At 61.6% G+C, this 21,026-nt stretch carries 15 protein-coding genes and 1 pseudogene; 9 read left to right on the top strand and 7 right to left on the bottom strand.

Annotated elements, in window-relative coordinates; genetic code table 11:
• Positions 1 to 326 precede the first annotated feature (326 nt).
• Complete coding sequence (locus GR316_RS08930) at positions 327 to 1,145, top strand: LPD7 domain-containing protein (RefSeq protein WP_211783596.1); 819 nt, start codon at positions 327 to 329, stop codon at positions 1,143 to 1,145.
• A gap of 213 nt (positions 1,146 to 1,358) precedes the next feature.
• On the opposite strand, the gene GR316_RS08925 is transcribed toward GR316_RS08930, so the two are convergent.
• The 3 genes and pseudogenes from GR316_RS08925 to GR316_RS13935 all read right to left on the bottom strand — a co-directional run bounded on the left by GR316_RS08925 (position 1,359) and on the right by GR316_RS13935 (position 5,418).
• Positions 1,359 to 2,735 (bottom strand): KAP family P-loop NTPase fold protein, encoded by a 1,377-nt coding sequence (locus GR316_RS08925; protein ID WP_211783595.1) that lies wholly within the window; start codon positions 2,733 to 2,735, stop codon positions 1,359 to 1,361.
• Between the two features lie 389 nt (positions 2,736 to 3,124).
• Positions 3,125 to 3,598 (bottom strand): hypothetical protein, encoded by a 474-nt coding sequence (locus tag GR316_RS08920; protein WP_211783594.1) that lies wholly within the window; start codon positions 3,596 to 3,598, stop codon positions 3,125 to 3,127.
• Between the two features lie 341 nt (positions 3,599 to 3,939).
• A pseudogene (locus GR316_RS13935) lies at positions 3,940 to 5,418 on the bottom strand (DUF6880 family protein).
• A 220-nt stretch (positions 5,419 to 5,638) separates the two neighbouring features.
• Between GR316_RS13935 and GR316_RS08905 the strand changes: the two are divergent.
• From GR316_RS08905 to GR316_RS08885, 5 genes are all read left to right on the top strand, one after another.
• Positions 5,639 to 7,177 carry a type I restriction-modification system subunit M gene (locus tag GR316_RS08905; RefSeq protein WP_211783591.1) on the top strand — a complete coding sequence of 513 codons (1,539 nt, stop codon included), beginning with the start codon at positions 5,639 to 5,641 and terminating at the stop codon, positions 7,175 to 7,177.
• Positions 7,174 to 8,310 (top strand): restriction endonuclease subunit S, encoded by a 1,137-nt coding sequence (locus tag GR316_RS08900; RefSeq protein ID WP_211783590.1) that lies wholly within the window; start codon positions 7,174 to 7,176, stop codon positions 8,308 to 8,310. Before GR316_RS08905 ends, GR316_RS08900 begins: the two co-directional genes overlap by 4 nt.
• A gap of 2 nt (positions 8,311 to 8,312) precedes the next feature.
• A complete protein-coding gene (locus tag GR316_RS08895) occupies positions 8,313 to 8,816 on the top strand; it encodes a hypothetical protein (protein ID WP_211783589.1) in 504 nt (167 codons plus the stop codon).
• 67 nt (positions 8,817 to 8,883) lie between these two features.
• Complete coding sequence (locus tag GR316_RS08890; RefSeq protein WP_211783588.1) at positions 8,884 to 12,267, top strand: DEAD/DEAH box helicase family protein; 3,384 nt, start codon at positions 8,884 to 8,886, stop codon at positions 12,265 to 12,267.
• Entirely contained in the window at positions 12,267 to 13,337 is a 1,071-nt protein-coding gene (locus GR316_RS08885) for a PDDEXK family nuclease (RefSeq protein WP_211783587.1), read from the top strand. Before GR316_RS08890 ends, GR316_RS08885 begins: the two co-directional genes overlap by 1 nt.
• A gap of 283 nt (positions 13,338 to 13,620) precedes the next feature.
• Here GR316_RS08885 and GR316_RS08880 read toward each other — a convergent pair whose 3' ends face one another.
• Positions 13,621 to 14,787 (bottom strand): HupE/UreJ family protein, encoded by a 1,167-nt coding sequence (locus tag GR316_RS08880; RefSeq protein WP_211783586.1) that lies wholly within the window; start codon positions 14,785 to 14,787, stop codon positions 13,621 to 13,623.
• 83 nt (positions 14,788 to 14,870) lie between these two features.
• Complete coding sequence (locus tag GR316_RS08875) at positions 14,871 to 15,401, bottom strand: TetR/AcrR family transcriptional regulator (RefSeq protein WP_249218750.1); 531 nt, start codon at positions 15,399 to 15,401, stop codon at positions 14,871 to 14,873.
• 81 nt (positions 15,402 to 15,482) lie between these two features.
• On the opposite strand from GR316_RS08875, the gene GR316_RS08870 reads away from it, so the two are divergent.
• Positions 15,483 to 16,553 carry an alcohol dehydrogenase family protein gene (locus tag GR316_RS08870; protein ID WP_211783584.1) on the top strand — a complete coding sequence of 357 codons (1,071 nt, stop codon included), beginning with the start codon at positions 15,483 to 15,485 and terminating at the stop codon, positions 16,551 to 16,553.
• A 4-nt stretch (positions 16,554 to 16,557) separates the two neighbouring features.
• Here the strand turns inward: GR316_RS08870 and GR316_RS08865 are convergent, their stop codons facing one another.
• The gene (locus GR316_RS08865) at positions 16,558 to 17,481 is read right to left on the bottom strand and encodes a LysR family transcriptional regulator (RefSeq protein WP_211783583.1); all 924 of its coding nucleotides are present in this window, start codon (positions 17,479 to 17,481) and stop codon (positions 16,558 to 16,560) included.
• Between the two features lie 189 nt (positions 17,482 to 17,670).
• Between GR316_RS08865 and GR316_RS08860 the strand changes: the two genes are divergently transcribed.
• Both GR316_RS08860 and GR316_RS08855 read left to right on the top strand, forming a co-directional pair.
• On the top strand, positions 17,671 to 18,087 hold the full coding sequence (locus GR316_RS08860) for a cupin domain-containing protein (RefSeq protein WP_211783582.1): 417 nt from the start codon (positions 17,671 to 17,673) through the stop codon (positions 18,085 to 18,087).
• A 147-nt stretch (positions 18,088 to 18,234) separates the two neighbouring features.
• Complete coding sequence (locus tag GR316_RS08855; protein ID WP_211783581.1) at positions 18,235 to 19,800, top strand: BCCT family transporter; 1,566 nt, start codon at positions 18,235 to 18,237, stop codon at positions 19,798 to 19,800.
• Here GR316_RS08855 and GR316_RS08850 read toward each other — a convergent pair whose 3' ends face one another.
• Entirely contained in the window at positions 19,801 to 21,018 is a 1,218-nt protein-coding gene (locus tag GR316_RS08850) for an MFS transporter (RefSeq protein WP_211783580.1), read from the bottom strand.
• Positions 21,019 to 21,026 lie beyond the last annotated feature (8 nt).

The raw sequence follows: 21,026 nt of genomic DNA, 5'->3' as shown, positions 1-21,026 counted from the left end.
TCTGCAAACCCATCTCCTTCCAATAGAAACGCCGGGCGGTGGGACGCCCGGCGGCAGTGATGTGGGGTCCGTGAACCTGCGAACCCAAAGGTGCGAACCCGGGCGCGAACCCAGAATTTTCCTCTGAAGCTAGAGGCTTAGCGCGCCTCTGCCCCCCGCATAGGATCGATCCCGCGGAGGAACCAAAGCCGGGGGAGGGGCCAAACCCGGCCCTCTTCCCGGTCGAAAGCAAGAATATTGCTCCGATTTACGTCAACGTCGCGGCGATTTTCACCCGCTGGGGTCCTCGATCACCTCCGGCCATCGTAGGGATAAACTGCACCGGAATGGCCGATAGTGTCGCGCCAAAAGTTCAACGTATCGGCGCCATCATGGCGGCGGTTTGGCGCGGTCCGGCGCGGGTTTGTCAACGCCTTGCGCCGGGCGCAGACCCCGATCATGTCGACCATGGCGCGGCGCAAGTGAACATCCCCGACACGCCGCTCGCGCCTCAGCATCCCGATGGACCCACCGATGGTGGGCATGAGGAAGCTTCCGCGTTCGACGCACCACATCCGGGGCAAAGAGAACCCGCGGGCCATAAAGCGGGCATCAGCGCATCACCACGCGTCGCCGTCGCGCCAGCCCCCGGCAACGGAGACGTCGGTCCGGAAGGGCCGATGGGGCGTTCCAGAGAAGCGCGGTATTCGTCCTACCATAAACACGCCTTCCGTTCGCCGCAGTCCCGGGCTTGGGAAAGGCTTTACGGAAAGGATACGTTGCCCAAGGATCTGCGTGAGACCCTGATGGAGGTCGATGTTCCGGATCGGCGTATTGTCCTGACGGATGGCGCAGGACTGCATGATGTCGGGCCGCGCATCCACATGACCGGGGCCACCGAAGACGCTGTTCGCGTCGTCATCGCCCAGGCTCAGGCCAAGGGCTGGACGGGCCTCAGCATCCGTGGGGATGAGATGCTTCTTCGCACGGCCGCCCGTATCGCCGAAGAGGCCGGGTTCCCCATCACCGGACGAACCGACCGGATGGACGCCATCATCCGGAGCGAACAGGCCAGACTGCGGGACGAGATTATCGGTCAGGTCGTCTCGTCTCCGACCGATCCTGATCATGAGGAGGTGCCCCAGGATCCCAGTGAACCGTGGTGACGCGAAAGCCCCTAACCGGACGTTCAACGGGCGTAATCTGATAAGGCCGGAGGCACCAAAAGGATCGGCAATTTGAACGCGAGTGAGGCAAGTAGAAGCTTGACTACAAGTTTGTAAACCGTCACTTTCTGCAAATTGCTACGTAGGCTCTACCTTTTGAACGAAGCTCCGATAAATCTGAAGCGCACGCTGCGGGCGGATAGGGCAGATTGTCTATGTGATCTTGAACGTATCCATCCAACGTGTGAACGTAGTTTTTGGAACACTTGATGGATCGTGATGTCGTCCAAACTGGTCAAACGCTCGACCAATCTCTGCAATATAGAAACCGTGGCGCTCGGTTATGTTGCTTCCTGCCGAAACAATATGGAGCCATGCGGAGGCAAGATAAACGGTGTCTTGATCCCGTTGAGGATTGTGATTTCCGCCGACCTCATATTCCGTAAATCTCTGCGATGCACCGAAGAAGTCTATCACTTCGTCTTCGCTGAGCTGTGCAGAAAGAAACTTGGAGAATAAGTCAGGCCGGATGATTTGGACAATGAGAAGTGTTATCGCAATCGTCCTGTATCCCTCAAGTATCCGCTCCTCCCCTAAGAGCTCATCGGACAAAAGGGAAGCAGCAGATAGGATTCTTCCAACCTCCCGAATGGAAATATGAGCGTTCCGGCTAATCACTTTAATCTGAGATGTCAGGCGTTGACGAAAAACTTTCGGTAAGCCCATCTCGTCTGAAGCGCTTTCCGCAAACGCAATGATAGCCTTCATATCTCTTCGAGCTGGCACGGTCTCCGGCAAAGTCAGGGTGATGTTGATAAACTTGCGAAGATAGGCGGCAGCGTCAATCCCGTTACCATACCTAACCATAACGCTATTTTGCAGCGCAACAAGATTCACGCCCAATATGAAGTGAACCTTAGGCACAGCAAAGAAGTGCTTGATTACCTCCAGCACTTCGAGCGCATAGTCTGGGCGACATCTGTCCAATTCGTCGATGATAATAACAAGCGGTATCTGGTCTTCGCCCTCTTTCCCCGGATCTTGCAAGTCGGACAGCGCTGCGCGAAACTCCTCCATCGCCGCGCGTCGACCTTCTTCGTGCTGCCAGAATGCCTCGAGAGACGCTTCGGTTTCCTTTCCAACCGCCTCAACAACGGCATCGCCAATCTCGTCGAGCGCCTTGGTGGCGCCGAATGTCGCGAGCGACAGCCCTACCCTCGCTAATGGCTTAATGAATCTGAAGGCGGCGCGTTGAACTCTTTTCATCGCGTCGTCTTTGTTCGCGGGTGTTCGATCAGCAAGTGCTGCGACTAGCGCTGCGAGTGGGTCGCTCTGGTAATCGTTAGCGAATGCATCGAAGTATATGGTAAGCGCTCGCCCTTTGTGATCTAGCCGGTGGGCGCCAACCCAACGCTTGAGAAAATAGCTTTTTCCAGTTCCCCATCGTCCATCGAGAGCGATGACCAAAGGACTGTCGATGCGTTCCAAAAGTTCCGAAAGTGCCTCACCGGTCTTGATCCGCCCTAACAGATCGTCGGCGAATCCTTCCTCGTATAGATTTACTCGATCGACTGGGACGTAGAATTCCATGAAAAATCCGTGATGATAAATAGTATTAGAACCAATTGACGTAAATCCGTGTCTTGTGGGAGCGCTTTCCCTGACGTGTAGCACTCGGGTGGCTGATAACCACGCTCACCACCATGGTCAAATGTCACAGACAGCGCAACATGGAAGACCTGCTCCCATGGAACTACGCAGTTACCGTGTGATGGGCATACCGCTTACGGTTCTTGCCAGTCTCGTTCGTCGATAAGCAAAAATCTCAAAGCGAGAGCGGCAATCCGTGAACGTCCGCATCTCTTTCTAAACATTCCAGTGTCGCTGCTCATGCCAAGGGCAAGCTTTCCGCCCACTCAGCCCAAACCGGCATCCTGCGCCGCGCGGCTGCGAATGTTAGGAATGTCCCATCACGTGACTTACTGCGACAGCGAGGACTCGTGCAGTCTGACCTTCGCTCCTTGCCACCGATCACAAAATGCGCGGACCCGGCTTTCGATCTCTTTATCTGCGTTCAAAATAAAGAATGTGCGAGGGCTGTGTGCTGTGGCCCGAACGGCAAGGCCGGAGGCTCCAAGCTCGGAGAACAGGTAGTCGACTTCGGCGTTATGCCCGCCTGAGCGTCGAGTGTTATGGTGATAGATCACGGCGCAGCGGTTCTCGGCCAATGCTCGCACTTCTGCCAGCGGAATTTGCTTGCCAAATTTGGCACTCCCCTTCCTGCTCTCTGTGTCGTCGACGATGCCATTATCCGGGTCAGCGAAGACAAGATCACATCCTTTTAGGTCCCTCATCACGCGTGAGAACCATTCACTCCTCCACAGTCGCCGATGCTGATTTGGCACTGAAGCGACATCAAGTGCTTCGTCAGAGGATGCGGCATTCTCTAGCATAGGCATCAGTGAAGAGATTGACCGAACGTCTCTCACAACGTTCCGGAGATGTTCAAACAGGACTGGATCTAGAGCAGCGAAGCGATCCGGATGATTAAGATAGGAGATATGCCTACCATCGCCATTATGAGATTCGTCTGGAAACCGATACCACGCGATGCCCGTTCTGCGTCCGGGGGACAGGGCGCGGAGCAAACCCAGTTTAACGAAGTCTCCTACGTCTCCGGCGTATCGATCTTGCATCCAATATTCTCGTCAAAGTCATTTTCACTCATACATTGCCTGTCGAGATACTTGATGCCAAGCCACTCGCTGAATCAATGAATGGCAGCTTCGTCCCATCAGTGATCATAGCTCACCCATTTAGGACGTCTGGCGTTGAAGGACGCAGGCCTACGTTCGGTGCCGCTGCCCACCAGTGTCCAGAATGCCGTTTTACGTGCATGGGCCTGTTTCAGCCCGGTGAGGTAGGTCGCATGGTCATCCATTGTGGAAGGGTGGCCTGCATCTGCGTCAGTAGACAGAAGGGTTAGCTTCGCCAGATACTTCGCGCCATGCGCGTAGGCTTTGGACCGAGCCCGGGCCAGGATGTCGTCCAGCAGAGCACGATACAGGATGGTGGCCGCAACTGAATGCTCGTGCTCCATGATCGCCGCGATCTTCGGCAGGATATGCCAGTCACTGCCATTCCAAGTTTCGCGATGGGTCTCGATCACCTGCGCGGCCAAGTCATGGCGTGGCCAATCGAGGAAGGGCTCCAGCGCGACGTTCGGGTTTGCATGTGCGAGCGCGATGGCGTGGGCACGTTCCTCCGCCTCTATGTCCTCGAAGTCGGGCAGGGACTTTAGATGTTCGCGGAGGATGTCCGCAGACAGGCGCGCCTCGAAGCAGCGCCAGCGCAGGGCCTGCGCCTCGGACCTGTTGCCCATCGCATCCAAAGTGGTGGCTTGGAGGCTGACGCGTTCGGGCGACAGTCCTTCTTCCGGTTCGGCGTTTTCGCGCGAATCCGGCCTGCGCGACCAGTCTAGGGCATCGGGCAGGCGTCCGGCTTCCAATAGCTTCGTTGAGATTCCAAGAGTGTCCTGCATATGCGGGCGCTTTTCGGCTTCCAGCGCGATCAGCAGGTCCAAATGTCCGCGCGCCTACGCGATGCTCTGGCGCATCTCGGCCCATTGCGAGGTCATGGAGTAATGCCAGCCATCCGAAGAGCGCGCGGCCTCGAGAGCTGTTCGTTCGGTGATCGCCGCCTCAAGATCACGGTCCCATCCCGTAAGCACCGTCTGGGGCAGGTGGGGTGCCACGGTGGCGGTCAGGTCGCACAGATAGCCGTGCTCGCTTTCCCCGAGCAGCGCCATGATCTTCTCGGGCAACAGATCGGCGTCGGCCGGTGGCAGCGAGGGGACCAGATCGCCGAACGAGGAGATTGCCTCGTAATAGACATCCTGAATGCTGCCTGAGGAATCGTCGATACGCGCGAAGACGCATTCATGTGTGGCGATGAAGCGCAGCAACCGGTCCATCGCCAGCGCAGGCTCGGCAGGGGCAAGCTCGGATGTGATTGTGGTGGTCAGGCTACGCAGGTCGTCGCGGAGCGCGCGGGCCTTGTCCCATTCGATGAAGCTCTTCGCCCGTTCCAACCCCGAAAGCCGCCTGTCTATGACCTTGACGATGGCACTCGGACCCCCGGCGCCGGCCATCGCCGCTTTGACCTGACGGCGAAAGCCTGCGTTGCGCTCAGCTTCTTCCAGCACCAGTTGCGCGAGTTTGTCGGTGCCGAGATCCTTAAGCTTATCAGGCGAGAGTGCGGGTTTGCGGGGCATGGAAAGCAGCTCGGCGGATTGTAAATCACGCCCTACTGTGCCGTCTCAGCGATGGGGTGACAAGGTTTCACGCTGATCGGGAACTTGCATTGGCCCAATCGTATGACGCTCTCGCCAGCGCAGCGTAACCAGCACGCAGCCCGTCCTGCCATGCCACCTCCAACATTGGCGTATTCCGTTTCCTGCGTTATGCACCTCCCATCACGCGACGAGGTTTCCCATGCTGACAGGTCCCATCCGCTCTCAGATCGACCAGATCTGGAACGCCTTCTGGTCGGGCGGGGTGTCCAATCCTCTCTCGGTCATCGAACAGATCACCTATCTGCTGTTTATCAAACGGCTCGATGACCTGCAGTTGGTGGAGGAGGCAAAGGCCGAGCAGTTGTGCAAGCCCATCGCCCGCCGGATCTTCCCCGAGGGCCGTGATGCCAAGGGCGAGGCCTATGACAACCTCCGCTGGTCGCGCTTCAAGAACTTCGAGGCACGCGAGATGATGCGCGTCGTTGATGAGCACGTCTTCCCCTTCCTGCGCGATTTGGGCGAGACCGGCTCGACCTATGGCACGCATATGAAGGATGCGCGGCTTGGCTTCTCCAACCCCAACCTGTTGGCCAAGGTGGTGGAGATGCTCGATCAGGTGCCGATGGACGACCGCGACACCAAGGGCGACGTCTATGAATACATGCTGGGCCAGATCGCGAGCGCCGGCACCAACGGCCAGTTCCGCACCCCGCGCCACATCATCGACCTGATGGTCAACCTGATGAAGCCGACCCCGCAGGATGTGATTTGCGATCCGGCTGCGGGCACATGCGGCTTCCTCGTCGGCGCCGGAGAATATATCCGCGACCATCATCCCCAGGCACTGCGCAATGCCGAGAACCGCCAGCACTTCCACAACGGCATGTTCCACGGCTTCGACTTCGACAGCACCATGCTGCGGATCGGCGCGATGAACATGACGCTGCACGGGGTGGAGAACGCAGACGTCAGCTATCGCGATAGCCTGGCCGAGGAGCACAACGCCGACGCGGGTGCCTATTCGCTGATCCTCGCCAACCCGCCCTTCGCCGGCTCCCTCGACTACGACACGACGGCGAAGGATTTGCTGAAGATCGTCAAGACGAAGAAGACGGAATTGCTGTTCCTTGCCCTGTTCCTGCGGCTGCTGCGGACCGGGGGTAGGGCGGCGGTGGTCGTGCCGGACGGGGTGCTGTTCGGCTCCTCCACCGCGCACAAGGCGCTGCGCCGCGCGCTGATCGAGGATCACAAGCTGGAGGCCATCGTCAAGCTGCCCTCGGGCGTGTTCCGTCCCTATGCGGGCGTGTCCTGCGCGATCGTGATCTTCACCAAGACCGGCGTCGGCGGGACCGAGGATGTGTGGTTCTATGACATGACCGCCGACGGCTTCAGCCTCGACGACAAGCGCACCCCGCTCCTGGAGGCGGCCAAGCTGGGGCCGGTGCCCGACGAGGCGCTGGCTGCGGACGAGCACGCCAAGAACAACCTGCCCGACATCCTCGCCCGCTGGGACGCGCTGACCGCCGAGGCCGCCCGCCCCCGCACGGCGCAAAGCTTCACGGTGAAGGCCGAGGAGATTGCGGCCACCGGCAGCTGGGACCTCTCGCTGAACCGCTACAAGGAGGTGGAGCACGCGGAGGTGGAGCACGAAAGCCCCGCCGCCATCATCGCCGATTTGCGCGCCATCGAAGCGGAGATCGCCGAGGGGCTGGATCGGCTCGAGGAGATGTTGGCGTGAACCTTGTCGCATTAGGTGAATTAGTTGAAATAAAAGGCGGCGGCACTCCAGATAAGAGTGTCGCAGAATACTGGGATGGTGATATTCCTTGGGCGTCGGTCAAGGATTTCAAAAGCGGAATTCTCGATAAAACGATCGATAAAATATCGCAGCGAGGCGTTGCGTCATCTGCCACTCAGATCATTCGCGCGGGTAGCATTATTGTGCCGACACGTATGGCGGTAGGCAAGGTTGCAATCAACACGATAGATCTCGCGATAAATCAAGATCTGAAGGCTTTGATGCCCAAGAGTGGGGTCGATATACGGTTCCTTTATCACGCGCTTCTCGCTAACGGCAGTAAACTCGAAGAGCAGGCAACTGGCGCGACCGTTAAAGGTATTAAGCTAGACGTCCTTCGTAACCTCGAAATCCCCCTCCCGCCGCCGGAGAAGCAGAAGCGGATTGCGGCGATACTGGATCAGGCGGACGCGCTGCGCCGCCTCCGCCGCCGCGCCCTCAACCGCCTGAACACCCTTAGGCAGGCGATCTTTCATGAGATGTTTGGGGATCGCGCCCCAGCCATCGCGCTGGCTGACATTGCGGAGATCAATCCAAAGCGACGTTTCTCTCCTTCGGACGATTTTACTGTCACCTTTTTGCCGATGGCATCCGTTGGTGAAGACGGTTTCATCCACGATGAACAATCTCGCAGTTTGGAAGATGTTCGAAAGGGATTTACGTATTTTGAGCGAGGGGACTTGCTGGTTGCGAAGATCACGCCTTGCTTTGAGAATGGCAAGGGTGGCGATACTCGGATTATTTCTAATCAAGTCGGCTTTGGATCAACCGAATTTCATGTGCTTCGTCCGAGCCAACCTGAGTTCACTGATTTTATCCATCTAGTTCTACAATCCTGTCGCTTCAGGACTGAAGGTGAGAGGGCGATGACGGGAAGTGCAGGTCAAAAGCGGATCCCCTCAGACTTTATAAAAAGTTATCGTGTTCCAGTTCCATCGCCTCAAGAGCTCGGCCATTTGAGCGATGCGCTCGCCAGCCTGACGTCCAGTCTTTCAGGCACCAAACATGCCGTGGCGACGGCAGATGACCTTTTCACCTCTCTCCAGCACCGCGCCTTCCGAGGCGAACTCTGACCATGCCCCTCCACTCCTTCACGCTCCCAGCCGCAATGCTCGAACGGGGCTTTTGGCTCTACGTTTGGCGGGTTCGGGTCGGCAACAGGCAGTTGCTCTACGTCGGGCGGACAGGCGACAACTCCAGTCCATTCGAGACGGCGCCCTACACGCGCATGGGGCAGCATCTGGGAAAGCAAAAGAACCAGAACGCGCTGCGCCGTCACCTGGAAGTGAAGGGTATCCGGCCCGAACAGTGTGACGCCTTCGACCTGATCGCCCACGGCCCGATTTATCCCGAGATCGCGAAGCAGGATGAGGCACATCCGGAACTCATGGAGTTGCATAAGCCCTTCCGGAACCGCGTCGGCGCGATGGAGAAGATGCTCGCCGAGGGCCTCGCCGCTGCCGGGTATGAGGTGATGAACACGGTCAACTGCAAGTGGACGCTGGATGCCGACGGCCCCGAACGATGGGCCGAGGCGGCTCAGAGCTTCAGACGCGAGTTTCCGGCCTTCAATCCGTAGGACGTTTCTGCTTGCCCGGTGCATCGCGCGGCGGCTAGCGTAGGCACGTCTTTAAGTTGCTGGTGCCATGTCGCAATTCGCCTTCCTCGCCGATGAATTTCCTGCGCTGTTCGATCCGGCAAAGAAGGCGGAACTCGCCGCGCTGTCCGACCCCCGCAACGCATGCTTCCACGCCCGCCTGACGCTGGAGATCGCGCTGCTGTGGATGTTCCGCAGCGACAAGGCGCTGAAGTCGCCCTATCAGGACACGCTGGCGGCGCTGGTGCATGAACCCTCGCTTGCCGCGCTGACGGGACCGGCCATCGTCGCGAAGGCAAAGATCATCAAGGACCGCGGCAATCAGGCGGCGCATGATGCAAAGGCCCCTTCGGCGTCGGACGCCAAGGTGGTGGTGAGCGAGCTGTTTCACATCTGCTATTGGTTTGCGCGGACCTATGCGAAGAAAGGCAAGCCCGATCCCGCGCCGTCGTTCGACGTGGCGAAGCTGGAGACGACGCTGACGATCACCGCCAGCACCGTATCGCAGATCAAGGCCTTGGCCGACAAGCAGTCCGCCGCGCTAAAGGCGCAAAAGGAGGCAGAGGAAGCACAGCTGGCCTCGGAGGCAGGGCGTGCCAAGTTGGAGGCCGAGATCGCCGCCCTGCGCGCAGAGATCGCCGCTGTGAAGGCCGCGAACCAAGCGCAGGCCGATACGCATGATTACGACGAGGCCGCGACTCGTGACGCCTTCATCGACCTGCTGCTGACGGAGGCGGGTTGGCCGCTGGATCAGCCGCGCGACCGCGAGTTTCGCGTAACGGGCATGCCGAACGCGGCGGGCGAGGGCTTTATCGACTATGTGCTCTGGGGCGATGACGGCAAGCCGCTGGCGCTGGTTGAGGCGAAGCGGACGAAGACTAACGCGTTGGCCGGACAGCAGCAGGCGAAGCTTTATGCCGATTGTCTGGAGACGATGTTCGGGCGGCGGCCGGTCATCTTCTGTTCCAATGGCTACGAGCATTGGATCTGGGATGACGCGATGTATCCGCCGCGTGGGATCGCGGGCTTCCTGAAGAAGGACGAGCTGGTGCTGCTGCACCAACGGCGCAGCACGCGGAAGGTGCTGGACACGGTCGAGGTTGATGAGAGCATCGTCGAACGCTTCTACCAGCACCGGGCGATCCGCCGCGTGGGGGATGCGTTCGAAAGCAAGCAGCGTCACGCTCTGCTGGTCATGGCAACAGGGTCGGGCAAAACGCGGACGGTGATCGCGCTGATCGACCAGTTGTTGCGGGCGAACTGGGTGAAGCGGGTTCTGTTTCTGGCCGACCGTGTGGCGCTGGTGAAGCAGGCGCATGGGGCGTTCAAGGCGCATCTTCCCTCGGCGCCAAGCGCGAACCTGCTGCAGAGCCACGATCCGACCCAAAACAACCACACGACGGCGCGGGTCTGCCTGTCCACCTATCCAACGATGATGGGCCTGATCGACGAGATGAAGGGGGGAGAGAAGCGCTTCGGCCCCGGTCACTTCGATCTGATCGTCATTGATGAGGCCCACCGCTCTGTTTATCGCAAATATCGCGCGATCTTCGAGTATTTCGATGGACTACTGGTTGGGTTGACCGCAACGCCCCGTGACGAGATCGATCGCGACACCTATTCGCTGTTCCAGCTTGAACGCGGCGTGCCGACCGACTCCTACGATCTGGAGGATGCGGTCGACGACGGTTATCTTGTGCCGCCCAAGGGGATCTCGGTCCCGCTGAAATTCCAGCGCGAGGGCATCACCTACGACCGGCTGTCCGATGAGGAGAAGGACGCCTGGGATGCACTGGAATGGTCGGATGAGGGCGATCCCCCCGATCATGTCGATGCCAACGATCTGAACAAGTGGCTGTTCAATATCGATACCGTCGACAAGGTGCTGAAACATCTGATGACCAACGGCATCAAGGTTGCTGGCGGTGATCGCTTGGGCAAGACGATCATCTTCGCCAAGAACAGCGCCCATGCCCGCTTCATCGTGGAGCGGTTCGACATCAACTATCCCCACCTGAAGGGCAGTTTCGCGTCCCTGATCGACTACAGCGTAAGCTATGCTCAAAGCCTGATCGACGATTTTTCGGAGCCGGAGAAGGGCCCGCATATCGCCGTCTCGGTCGACATGCTGGACACCGGCATCGATGTGCCGGACGTGGTGAACCTTGTGTTCTTCAAGATCGTCCGGTCGCGCACGAAGTTCTGGCAGATGGTCGGACGCGGAACGCGGCTCCGGCGCAACCTGTTCGGGCCGAGCGAGGACAAGCACGAGTTCCTGATCTTCGACTACTGCCAGAACCTCGAATTCTTCGGCGAGAACCCTGACCGGGTCGAACCCGGAGGCACAGCCCCCATCGGCGAACGTCTGTTCCGGGTGCGGCTGGACCTAATTACGGCGTTGGAAGCTGCCAAGCACGAGGGCGACCTTGGTCTCCGCGATCGACTGCATCAGGAAGTTGCCGGAATGAACGTCGACAACTTCATCGTTCGCCCGCATCGGCGCGATGTGGAGGCGTTCCAGACTCGAGCGGCGTGGGACAACCTCGATGCAACAGCGCAGGAAGCACTGTCCGCGCATGTGGCGGGTCTGCCCACCGCATTCAGGGACGACAACCTGCCGGCCAAGCAGTTCGACCTTTTGGTTCTGGGCTCGCAGTTGGCCTTGCTGCGAGGGGAGGCGGCGTTCGCTCGTGCCCAAACCCGTATCCGTGATCTCGCATCCTCGCTAGAGGCGCTGGCGAACATCCCGCTCGTCGCCAAGCAGCTTTCGCTGATCTTGGATATCCAGACTGACGAGTTCTGGACCGACATAACTGTTGATCTGCTGGAGGAAATGCGCCGGAAGCTGCGTCTACTGGTGGAACTGATTGAGCCGAAGACCCGCAAGTTGGTCATCACCGATTTCGAAGATGAGATCGGCACGGGCGAAGCCGTGTCCTTGCCGCAGGTCGGGGCAGGGGTGGACAAGGCGCAGTTCCGCATGAAGGTGCGCAGCTTCGTAGAGCGCCACAAGGACAACATCGCCCTTTTGAAACTGCGCCGGGGGCAACAGCTGACCGCGCAGGATCTGACCGAGTTGGAGCGGATGTTCCTGTCTGAAGGCGTCGACCCCGCCGCACTGTCCGAGGCCGTTGGTGCCGATGGTTTGGGTGTCTTCCTGCGGGCGATGACCGGTCTGGATCGCGCCGCAGCCAAGGAAATGTTCAGCGAATTCACCGCGACCCATTCGCCGAATGCGGACCAGACCGAGTTCCTGAACCTGATCATCGACAGCCTGAGCGAATCCGGCATCGTCGATCCCGAGCGATTTTATGAAAGCCCATTCATCGATCTGGATGACATGGGCATCGCCGGTATCTTCAAGGAGGCGCAGGTGAAAGAAATCATCACGATTGTAAGGCGGTCGAACAGTTCAGCAAGCGCGGTGGCCTGATGCCTGTTTATGAATTCGCGAGCGACGAAATCCGTCGCCTTGACCGCACGACCTTCAGCAACGCGCAGATGCAGGAACGGCGCGATCTCCAGCGGCTTCTTCGCGCTAATATCGGGGTGATCGCGGTCGACACTTTGGTTATTGCCGAGGAGTTCGGGCACTGGGACGACTCCCGTCGGAGGATCGATCTTCTGGGCATCGACAAGGATGCCAAGCTGGTCGTCATCGAACTGAAGCGCACCGAGGATGGTGGCCATATCGAGCTTCAGGCAATCCGATATGCTGCCATGATCTCGACGATGACCTTTGATCAGGCGGTGGGTGTCTATGAAACCTATCTCGAACAGATCGGGCAGCTGGACGTCGATGGCCGGACCGGCATGCTCGAATTCCTCGGGTGGGAGGAGCCTGACGAGGATGCGTTCGGCCAGGACGTCAGGATCGTCTTGGCCTCGGCCGAGTTCAACCGTGAAGTGACGACGTCGGTCTTGTGGCTTATCGACCGCGGCATCGATATTCGTTGCGTGCGTCTTCAGCCCTACGATCTTGGCGGAAGGGTCCTTGTCGATGTGCAGCAGATCATCCCCTTGCCCGAGGTGGCAGAGTATCAGGTCCGTGTCGCGGAAAAGAAGCGCAAGGAGCGCGAGGCCCGCACCGATACGCGCGACTGGACGAGCTACGATCTGTCGGTTGGCACTGCTACCTTCACAGGCTTACGGAAGCGTCACGTCATCTATCAGGTCTTCCGGGCGCTCGTAGCGCGGGGGATCAATCCCGAGACAATTGCTGCTCAATGTAGTGCGCGTGTCTCGCGTGCCCTGATCTCGGTTGAAGGGAGTGTGGATGGCGAGGGGTTTTATGAATTGGCGCGGCAGGCGCGTTTGGAAGAAGGGAAGACGTTCGACCCAAAACGCTATTTTTGTGATGAGGGTGAACTGGTGCATTTTGGGGAACGCACCTACGCGTTCTCGAGTCAGTGGGGTGGTGATGCATGGTTGCACGCGATGAACCGGCTGAAAGATGCATTCCCTGAGGCTGACATCCAATTCAACCCGGCACTGGCCACGTAGTGCTTCAAACCATCGCTGTAAGCTGGGGTAGGTTACGGCGGCTGCATGCTCCCGCAAACAAATAATCCTAAACCTCCCCACCGGGAGGTTTTTTGCATTCCGGGCATTACAACTGAAATGGATTGCCCCGCGCCCCTTGCTCTCGCGCATGGGGCCATCAGTTCGTAGATTCCATCGCCATAGGTGTCGGCTAAACTCGGATAAAGCTGCGCAGTGGAAGACTAAACAGAGGCCGCAAAGCGGTTATAAAAGCGGTTACATTGATAGCACTGCGGGCTCGTCCTCAAATCACCCGCTCGATCGTCCAGTACAGCCCCATGGCCGCGATCGCGCAGGACGCGGGGACGGCAATGCGCGCGCGGTACCAAGGTTTGCGTCCGAAGGGCAGGCCTAGTACCAGAAACGCCAGAGCGATCACGCAAAGCTGTCCTAGCTCCACGCCGAGGTTGAAGCCGATCAGCCCCGTGACGAACTGACCCGCATGCAGCCCCACATCGCTGAGGACCGAGGCGAAGCCCAGCCCGTGCAACAGCCCGAAACCGAAGACGACGCCCACGCGCGCATAGGTGACCGTCCTGCGCTTGGCGAAGATGACATTTTCCACCGCGACATAGACGATCGACACGGCGATCAGCGGCTCCACCACGGAGGCGGGGAGCGTCACGATCCCAAGGCTCGCCAGCGCCAGCGTCACGCTATGCGCAAGCGTGAAGGCCGTGACCTGCGCCAGCAGCGCCCGGACGCGCAGCGAGAAAAAGAACAGCCCCAGCACGAACAGGATATGGTCCGTGCCCTTGGGAACGATATGCTCAAAGCCCGCAACGATGAACCGCGCCAAGACCGGGACGACCCCTTCCTTCACCGGGGCCGCGCGGGGCATCGGCTGGCTCATCTGCCCGCCCGGAAGGATCTGGGTGTAGCCTTCGTCATCCGCAGCGCCCGCCTGATGGATGGCAAGCTCTCCGAAATCGTCGGTCCAGCCCATCGTCACCGGGCTGCCGTCATCGGGCAGCGGCGCACTGAAGGTGAAGGTGCCGAAACGCAGCTGGCTCATATCGCCGATCTCCACCTCGGTCACGCTGCCGAGCGTCAGATCCAGCCGGGTCGTGCCCGCATAGACGCCGATGCGGCGGGCCACGTCGGGCCATTGCTCGCGAAAGGCCGCCTCGACGATATCGGGGGCGCTCGCGCGCAGGTCGGCATAGAGGTCGTTGACCTTCTGAGCGTCCCGCTGCGACTTGGGATCGATACGGCCGATGGCAATCATCGGCTCCAGCGTGTCATGCACGGTCACGTCGACCCGATCGGTGCCGACGGTCACGGTGACGACGGCTGGTTGCAGCGGGTGGCTGACCGCCAGCTCGGCCCCGACGAACCATAGCATCATCGCGACCCAGACGGACAGCAGGGGGCGTAGGGCGTGTGTCTTGATCATGACCGTCTTCTTCATGGGTTTCCTGCGGCGCATATCATCGCGCCGCGAAGGCCCGAGCCATACCAACCCTTGCTACACCCGGTCAGGCCGCCGGGGCATCAAACCTCGGTGACTTGGGGGGATCCTTGCGCCAGCAACCGGCCAAGATGCTGCGCGGCGATGACGGCCCCGCGCTCATGCAATGTCCATGTCTGGGTCAGCCCCTCCAGCAGCAGCAGCAGCTCCACCTCCCGCCCCGCAAGGCCGGTCGCGGCGGCGGCGCGGGCGGCGACCTCGTCCTTGTGGCGCGACAGCAGATCGCGCAGCGCCGCGCTGCCGGGATCGGCGGCCACGGCGCCGTGGAACAGACATCCATGGGAGGCCTCCCCCTCCATCCAGTCGCCGACACGGGTGAACAGCGCATCGCGGGCCGCGTCCCGGCCATCCGGCAGATCGTCGAAGACGAAGGCAAGGTAGCGCCGGTGCCGATGCTCCAGCGCCGCAAGGACCATATCCGCCCGCGAGGGGAAATAGCGATAGAGCGTGCGCAGACTGACCCCCGCCGCATCGCGCAGGGTATCGACGCTCGGCTCGGCAAAGCCATTCGCGGCGAAGGCCCGTTCCAGCCCGGCGGCGATTTTGGTCATCATGTCGGTCATGGTTGATTATGTAGACCGATCGCTCTACCTTCGCAAGTAGAGTGAATGTTCTACATGGATGGAGACAGCGGCATGACGCTTCCGAAACGCATGAAGGCGATGGTCCTAACCGGGCATGGCGGGTTCGACCGGCTCGTCTGGCGCGAGGATGTAGCAGTGCCATCCCCGGCCAAGGGGGAGGTGCTGGTCCGCATCGGCGGGGCTGCGGTCAACAACACCGATGTGAACACCCGCACCGGCTGGTATTCGAAGGCGGTGCGCGGCGATACGGCCGCTGCGGCGGCGGACGGCTATGGCGGCACGTCGGATGCCGATGGCGGCTGGTCGGGGGCGATGTCCTTCCCGCGGATTCAAGGCGCCGATGGCTGCGGGCGGATCGTTGCGACCGGTACGGGCGTCGATCCCGCCCGCATCGGCGAACGGGTGTTGCTGCGCCCGATGTACCGCCCCGCGGGCGGCGCGCCCGATGCGCTTCACACTTTCGGGGCCGAACGGGACGGCGCGTTCGCCGAATACGCCACCATCGGGGCCGAAAACGCGTTCCGCATCGACTGCCCCCTGTCGGATGTGGAGCTTGCGACCTTCCCTTGCTCCTTCTCCACCGCCGAGGGGATGATCCAGCGCGCGGGCATCGGTGCCGAACGGGTGCTGATCACCGGCGCGTCGGGCGGGGTCGGATCGGCCGTGATCCAGCTGGCCAAGCGGCGGGGCGCGCATGTGACGGCGCAGACGAGCGCGGCGAAGGCCGACGATGTCACGGCGCTCGGGGCCGATGCGATCCTAACGCGCGAGGATGCGCTGCCGCAGGATGCGTTCGATGTGGTGCTGGATCTCGTGGGCGGGCCGCGCTGGCCGGCGCTTCTGGATGCGCTGGTTCCGCATGGGCGCTATGTCACCTCGGGCGCGATCGCGGGCCCGATCGTGGAGCTGGATCTGCGCACGCTCTATCTGAAGGATCTGACGCTGATCGGCAGCACCCGCCAGACGCCGGAGATGTTCGCCGATCTCGTCGGCTATATCGAGCGGGGGGAGATCCGGCCCGTCGTGGCGGATGTCTTTTCCCTGCGCGATCTGCGCGCGGCGCAGGAGGCGTTTCTGCAAAAGGGCCATATCGGCAAGATCGGCCTGCGGATCGAGGACTGACCCCTCAGACGGGGCCGGCGGGCGCAAGCTGGGCCCCGCCCGCCGGGGCCAGCGTCCGGGGACGGCGCTGCGCCTCGGATGCGGCAAGGATCCAGTCCGCCACCTCGGCAGCTTCGGGGTCCGCGTCTTCGCGCAAGAAGAGGTAATAGCCGCGCCGGGTGGACACCTGCGTATCGCTGAGCCGGACCAGCGCGCCGCTTTGGAAATAGGAATCCAGCAGCCCATCCCATGCAAGGCCGATCCCATGCCCGGCCAGCATGGCATTCACCAGAAGCGAGTAGGAATTGAACTCGAACTGGCGGGCCGGGGCATAGGCCTTGGCCCCCATCTGCCCGAAGAAGGTGTGCCAACTGTACCAGCGGTCCCCGGCATCGACCGATAGGAACACATGATCGGCCGCATCGACGTTCAGCGTGCTGACCCCCGTGCGTTCCAGATAGAGCGGGCTTGCCGCGGCAAAGACGGATTCGTCGAATACCGGCACCCCGCCTTCGCCCTGTTCGCGCGCGGCCAGCGGGTCGAGAAAGCGGATGTCGATATCGCCGGGCTTGGCCGTGTCGTTGGCGTTGCTGTCGATCATCTTCACGTTGATGCGCGGAAACGCCTCGTGAAAGGAATCGAGCCGGTGCATGAACCAGTAGTTCAGAAAGCCCGTCGGCCCGGTGACGGTGATGGTCGGGGCGTTGGTGCGAAAGCGCACCCGCTCCAACGTGCTCTCGATCGCGCCGAAGCCCCGCTCCAGCGCCTCTAGCAGCTCGCGCCCATCGGGGGTGAGCGAGATCGGCTTGGTGGAACGGTCGAAGAGCTGGCAGCCCAGATACTGCTCCAGCTCCTTCAGCCTACGGCTGATCGCGGGCTGCGACACGTTCAGCGATGCCCCCGCCTTGACGAGCGTTCTGTGGAACGCCGCCGCGCGAAAGGCCGTCAATCCGGAGAAGGGAAGCCCTGAGGAGATCATCATAACCCCTGCGCATAATCGCGAACGGTTTATGAAGATTGTCGGATCTCGGGGCCAGCAATAGGAAAATCCCTGTGGCATAGAGAACAGGGAAAGGCAACGCGAATGCAGCCTATTGTTACGTCAGAATTGGCCCAGACTGACATTGTTTTGGACGGCATGGGATTCCTCCCCGTCCCCCCCGCGCCGCGGACCGCCTTTTCCGTCCGGGCCGAGGATGTGGAGCTGGAGGGCGGCGAAGATCCCGCTTTCGGCACCGTCACATGGCGCACCCTGATGGGGCGCGCGGACCGGGAGACGCCGGAATTCGTGCTCGGCATCGCGGAATACGGCCCGGAGGGTACGCTGCCCCCCCACCGCCACGACGCCGCCGAGTTCTATTTCGGGCTGAGCGGCGCGGGCACCGTCACGATCGACGGCGTGCTGCATCCCATCGCCGAAGGGGTTGCCCTCTATGTGCCGGGCAATGCCGAACATGCCGTGCTGGCGGGGCCGGACGGGCTGCGCTTTGCCTATGGTTTCGCCGAAAGCAGCTTCGACAACATCATCTACCGCTTCTCGAACGCGCAGGGCTGATGCCCGGCGCGGCCGGCAGGGGCGGCCCTCGGGGCCGTCCCTCGCAGACATGGCACGCCAACGTCGTGTGCCATCGGCACCCATCACAAGATAAGAACCAACATGGGAGTACACGACATGGACAGAGCGAACGCTCCTGATCCGAGAGTGGACAAGGTCATCTTCGGAATGGCGTTCATCGCCATCCTGATGTTCGCAACGCCGCTGGTCCTGTGGCCTGCGGAAGGAAAGGCCGTGCTGGGCGTCGCCCTGTCATGGATCACCAAGACCATCGGCTGGATGTTCCTGTGGTCGGCGATCTGCGCGATCGCCATCCTGCTCTATCTCGCCTTCGGTCGGTACGGGCAGGTGCGCTTCGGCGGGCCTGCGGCGCGGCCGGAGTTTTCGACCCTCAGCTGGATCGGAATGCTGTTCTGCGCCGGTATCGGCTCGAGCGTGATGTATTGGGGCACGATCGAATGGGCCTATTACTATGCCGGCCCCCCCTTCGGCGCCGAGCCGCGCAGCCAGACCGCCCTCGAATGGGCCGGGGCGTATGGGCTCTTTCACTGGGGCGTTGCGGCTTGGGCGATCTACTGCCTACCCGCGCTGCCGCTGGGATATGCGCTGTGGAACCGCGCGCAGCCGAGCACGCGGCTTTCGGCCTCTTGCTCGGGGGTGATCGGGCGGGCGGTGGATGGTCCGCTGGGCAAGGTCATCGACGTGCTGTTCATGTTCGGCCTCATCGGCGGGATCAGCACGACGATCGGCCTCGGCACGCCCATGCTCTCGGCGGGGATCGCCGATCTTCTGGGGATCGCGCGCAGCTTTGCGCTGGATGCCGCGGTGATCTGCATCTGGGGCGTCCTGTTCGGCGTGTCGGTCTATACCGGGCTGAACCGGGGCATCCGCCTGTTGTCGGATATCAACGTCTGGCTGGTGGCGGGGCTTTTGTCCTGCGCGTTCCTGTTCGGGCCGAAGATGTTCCAGATGGACATGTTCACCAACTCCCTCGGGATGATGTTCGAGCATTTCTTCACCATGAGCTTCAACACTGATCCTGTGGTGAAGGCCGGCAATGTCATCGCCGCCACTGCTGCGGGCGACAGCTATGTCGATGCGGCGGGCACCTTCTCGGAAGGGTGGACGATGTTCTACTGGGCGTGGTGGATCGCCTATGCGCCCTTCATGGGCCTGTTCGCGGCCCGCATCTCGCGCGGGCGGACGTTCAAGCAACTGATCCTCGCCGAGCTGGTGGCCGGCTCCATCGGGTGCTGGCTGTTCTTCATCGTGCTTGGGAACAGCGCGATGTTCTTCCAGATGGACGGGACGCTGGATGTGTCGGCGATGATCGCCGACGGCCGCGCCCCCGAGGCGATCATCGCCGTCGTCCGGGCATTGGGCGACCGGATCCTGCCCGTGGGCGGGCTCTTGGTGCTGGCCTTCGTGGTGCTGGCCTTCATCTTCGGGGCCACGACGATGGACAGCTCCGCCTATACCCTTGCCGCCGTGGCGAGCGAGGATGACGGAATGCGCCACGAACCGGCCCGCTGGCACCGCTGCGTCTGGGCGCTGGTGCTGGCGGCGGTCGCGCTCTCGCTGCTCTATGTCGGCGGGAAGGACACGCTGTCGGCGCTGCAATCGGCCTCGGTGGTGGTGGCCGTGCCCTTGGTGCCGATCCTTGCGATGTCGGTCATCTCGCTGTTCAAATGGCTGCGCGCGGATCTTCCGTGATCAGGCCCGGCCGCCCGCAAGGCGGCCGGCCTCCGGGTCGCGGCGCAGACGCCAGATGGCGATGCAGCCGAGGAACGGCCCGATCGCCAGCATGCTGAAGGCCCCGGTCCAGCCCAGATGGGCCTGCACCAAGGGCACCGCCTGAATGCTGGCCAATGTCAGAAGGAAACCGGCGCAGGTCTGTACCGTCAGCAGGGTGCCGATCGATTCAGGTTCGGCCAGTTCCGTCACCGAGGCAGAGAATTGCGCCGAATCCGCGATCACCGTGATGCCCCAGACGATCATCACCGCCATCAGAAGCGGCAGTGGCGCCAAGAACAGCCAGCCCGCCAGCGCCGCGCAGGTGCCGCTGATCGCCATCGCCCCCAGCGTGACCGTGCTGCGCCCATGGCGATCCGCCAGCGCCCCGCCCAGCCACGATCCCACCGCGCCCGCCGCCACGGTGGCGAAGGTCAGGGCGGCGGCTTTGACGGTCGCCCCCTCCATCCCGCGGGCGGTGAAGGACTGGTTCAGGAACAGCCCCAGCCATGTCCACATGGCATACAGCTCCCACATATGGCCGAGATAGCCGAGATTGACCTTCCGCACCGCCGGGCGCCGCCAGCTTTCGGACAGGCGGCCAAGGTCGATCCGGGTCGCGCGCTTCATGTTCGGCCCGATCCGCACGAAGCCGATCAGCACCGCCGCGCAGATCGCAGCGATGGTCGCTGCCGCATAGATCGACCGCCAGCCAAGCCCGCCGAAGGCCGCCAAGAGATGCGGGCTTGCCGATCCGAGGGTCAGCGCCCCGACCAGAAGCCCGATCAGCAGGCCGACATCCCCCCGCGCCCATGTGGCGGCCAGCCGCATGCCCACGGGATAAACGCCCGCCATGCAGACCCCGGTCAGGATGCGCAGCGCGATGACGGCGGGGCCGACCGGGTCCATCACCGTCAGCGCCGCCGTCGCGGCCGCCGCGACCCCGGCCGACAGCGCGAAGAGCCGCCGCGGATCGAACCGGTCGGCCAGCGCCAGGAGCGCCGACAGGATCGTTCCCAGTACGAATCCGATCTGCACCGCGCTCGTCAGCAGCGCCTCGCCGCCCACGCCGAAGGTATAGTGGCGCTTGATGTCGGCGATCGCCGCCGCCGAGGAGAACCAGACGCTCATCGCCAGCACCTGCGCGATGAGCAGAAGCACCAGCGCGCCGCGCTTGCCCTGAAAATCCGGTATGGTCATCGCGTCCG

The organism is Falsirhodobacter algicola, from assembly GCF_018279165.1.
GTDB classification, from domain to species: domain Bacteria; phylum Pseudomonadota; class Alphaproteobacteria; order Rhodobacterales; family Rhodobacteraceae; genus Falsirhodobacter; species Falsirhodobacter algicola.
Note: the sequence above shows the minus strand (reverse complement) of the source record. Positions and strands in the feature narration are given on the sequence as shown.

Bases quoted from the DNA above. Each gene is read 5' to 3' on its own strand.
- GR316_RS08930 (WP_211783596.1), top strand. From the start codon at position 327: ATGGCCGATAGTGTCGCGCCAAAAGTTCAACGTATCGGCGCCATCATG.
- GR316_RS08925 (WP_211783595.1), bottom strand. From the start codon at position 2,735: ATGGAATTCTACGTCCCAGTCGATCGAGTAAATCTATACGAGGAAGGA.
- GR316_RS08920 (WP_211783594.1), bottom strand. From the start codon at position 3,598: ATGCTAGAGAATGCCGCATCCTCTGACGAAGCACTTGATGTCGCTTCA.
- GR316_RS08905 (WP_211783591.1), top strand. From the start codon at position 5,639: ATGCTGACAGGTCCCATCCGCTCTCAGATCGACCAGATCTGGAACGCC.
- GR316_RS08895 (WP_211783589.1), top strand. From the start codon at position 8,313: ATGCCCCTCCACTCCTTCACGCTCCCAGCCGCAATGCTCGAACGGGGC.
- GR316_RS08890 (WP_211783588.1), top strand. From the start codon at position 8,884: ATGTCGCAATTCGCCTTCCTCGCCGATGAATTTCCTGCGCTGTTCGAT.
- GR316_RS08885 (WP_211783587.1), top strand. From the start codon at position 12,267: ATGCCTGTTTATGAATTCGCGAGCGACGAAATCCGTCGCCTTGACCGC.
- GR316_RS08880 (WP_211783586.1), bottom strand. From the start codon at position 14,787: ATGAAGAAGACGGTCATGATCAAGACACACGCCCTACGCCCCCTGCTG.
- GR316_RS08875 (WP_249218750.1), bottom strand. From the start codon at position 15,401: ATGATGACCAAAATCGCCGCCGGGCTGGAACGGGCCTTCGCCGCGAAT.
- GR316_RS08870 (WP_211783584.1), top strand. From the start codon at position 15,483: ATGACGCTTCCGAAACGCATGAAGGCGATGGTCCTAACCGGGCATGGC.
- GR316_RS08860 (WP_211783582.1), top strand. From the start codon at position 17,671: ATGGGATTCCTCCCCGTCCCCCCCGCGCCGCGGACCGCCTTTTCCGTC.
- GR316_RS08850 (WP_211783580.1), bottom strand. From the start codon at position 21,018: ATGACCATACCGGATTTTCAGGGCAAGCGCGGCGCGCTGGTGCTTCTG.